This is a genomic window from Desulfosarcina sp. (genome assembly GCF_033791525.1).
Classification (GTDB): Bacteria; Desulfobacterota; Desulfobacteria; order Desulfobacterales; family Desulfosarcinaceae; genus Desulfosarcina.
Map to the genome: position 1 here is coordinate 1 of NZ_JASJGN010000130.1, position 2,569 is coordinate 2,569.

General features: G+C 59.8%; 2 protein-coding genes. Both read left to right on the forward strand.

Features of this window, described 5'->3' with window-relative positions:
* Positions 1-76 precede the first annotated feature (76 nt).
* Positions 77-958, forward strand: a complete 882-nt coding sequence (locus QNK41_RS06100; RefSeq protein ID WP_319254809.1) for a hypothetical protein — start codon at positions 77-79, stop codon at positions 956-958.
* 28 nt (positions 959-986) lie between these two features.
* Positions 987-2,564 (forward strand): methylenetetrahydrofolate reductase C-terminal domain-containing protein, encoded by a 1,578-nt coding sequence (locus QNK41_RS06105; RefSeq protein WP_319254811.1) that lies wholly within the window; start codon positions 987-989, stop codon positions 2,562-2,564.
* Positions 2,565-2,569 lie beyond the last annotated feature (5 nt).

Here is a 2,569-nt window from a genome sequence, read left to right on the forward strand (position 1 = left end):
GGCGCTGACGCCACACATGATGAGTAAACCGATAAACGAAACCTGACAGGCTGCTAAAGAGGGGCGCTTCACATAAATGACCGTTCAATTTAGCCATCCCGCGACGCCATCTCCCTCGGCCACCCTTATTCTCGCTCGTCAGCAAGCAGCGGGGATCGAAGTCTATCTGTTGCGCCGCAGCGCCGCCAGTAAATTTATGCCGGGCACCTATGTTTTTCCCGGCGGCAACATGGAAGCCGAAGATATGGATGCCGCCTACTGGAAAAACCACGTGGACCTTCCCGAAGATCAATTGGCCCGGACGCTGGATGGCGATGTGGACCGGATGCTGCCCTATGCCGTGGCGGCCATCAGGGAAACCTGGGAGGAGGCCGGGCTTTTGCTGGCCGGCCCCATGAAAGGATTCTCCGGCCCTGAACCGGTTGCAAAGATCAGCACGCCGTTCACCCGACAGATACAGGATGGTGGCCTTGGCCTGTCCATCTCCAAGCTGGGGCGATGGCATCACTGGATCACGCCGGAACTGATGCCGCGACGTTTCGACACCTATTTTTTTGTGGCGCCTGTCGGGCAGGATCAGCGCTGCCGGCCGGACAACCATGAAACGGTTCATGGCACCTGGGCCAATCCCCTGAAAGCGCTCACGGAAAACGACCAGGGCACGCTGCCGCTGAGCCCGCCGACCCTGGTGACCCTGCACCAGCTGCTGCCCTTTGCCGATCTGGACACCCTGGTGGCCGAAACAAACAGCCGATCCTGGCCGGCACCGATCATGCCGCGGTTGTGGCCCCTTGAAAAAGGCGCCCTGATCATCGAGCCCTGGGACCCCGATTACGCCTGCGAATCGGTGAACGTGAACATCGACCGGCTGGAAGCGGACATCCTGCCGGTGGGTGCTCCTTTTTCAAGACTGTGGCGTCATCGGGGCCTCTGCCGGCCGGTGAGATGCAAGGGGTAAGACTGAAGATACGGAGGTCTGGTTTTTCATGCTGCGCGTTTTTCAAACTGACATAATAGACCCAAAGCAGTTCGTCGTCACGCTGGAACTGGTACCCGGGCGGGAGTCCACCGGACGGTCGGTGGACACGGTCATGGGTATTGCCAGGGACGCCTTTGCCGATGGGCGCGTTTCCGCGGTCTCCATCACCGACAACCCCGGCGGCAATCCGTCGCTGAGTCCCGATGCCATCGGCTATCGAATCTTTTCCATCGGCATGGACGTCATCGTTCACTTCACCTGCCGTGACATGAACCGCGTCGGCATGGAAAGCCGGGCACTGCAATTGGCCATGATCGGCATGAAAAACATCCTTGCCCTTACCGGCGATTATTCCGGCAAGGGTTTCGGCGGCCAGGGAGCACCGGTGTTCGACCTGGATTCGGTAAACCTGCAGATCATGATCATGCTGATCAGCAGACGCGTCAATTCCGCCGGCGACCCTGACGGTTTCTTCACCGGTTGCGCCGTTTCGCCATTCAAGCAGACCGAAGGGGAAGGTGTGGCCCAGTATGCCAAGATGAGCCGTAAGGTGGCGGCCGGCGCCCAGTTCGTCATCACCCAGTTGGGTTACGATGTCCGCAAGTTCCACGAGCTGATCGGCATCCAGCGGTATATGGACCTGCGGGTTCCCACCTTGGGATCGGTTTATCTGCTCACCCCCAACGCTGCCCGCATCATGAACCAGGGCCGGGTGCCGGGCGCCGTGGTCACCGACCCGCTCCTCCGCACGGTGCAGGATGAATGGAAAGACAAGAAACAGGGAAAAGCCGCGGCTATCGAACGGGCAGCCCGCCTCGGGGCGGTGCTGCAGGGTCTGGGGTACCGGGGCATTCACATCGGCGGCATTCATCGGAACTTTTCCACGGTGGGGATGATTCTGGACCGGATGGCGCAGATCAAAGACGATTGGCAGGCGTTTATTCCCCAGTTCAACTACCCGCAGCCCAACGGCTTTTACGCCTTTCGGGAAACACCGCCGGATCCGGCCACGTCTCCGGTTTTCGGTCTGAAGCCCCAGTCGGTGCCGGTGGTCGATCGGGTGCTTTATTCGCTGATGCAGCACTCCCATAACCTGTTTTTTAATTTCGATTCACCGATGGCGTCCGTGTATCGAACGCTCTGCAAGGCAATGGATAGCGGCATTGGTGGGCGGCTGTTCATGCACCTGGCCGAACACCCCATCAAGCTGATACTGCTGGGGTGTCTGCAATGCGGCGACTGCGCGATCCAGCACGTGGGGTTCCTGTGTCCCGAATCGGGATGCCCCAAACATACCCGCAACGGCGCCTGCGGCGGCAGTCTTCACGGTAGGTGCGAAGTGAACCCGGACCGGCGATGTGTCTGGTTTCGCGCCCACAACCGGCTGGCGGCCAATGGAAAAATCAAGGAACTGTGTGACGGGTGCGTCCCCCCGCGCATGTGGGAACTCAATAACACCTCGTCCTGGCTTAATTTTCAACTGCGACGGGACCATCAGAGCAACGGTAATGAAATTGCGGGATTCTGCCGCCAGGCGACCTGTCGGCTGTTGCCTGAGGACGGAGTTCTGAGGACGGAAGACTGAGGACG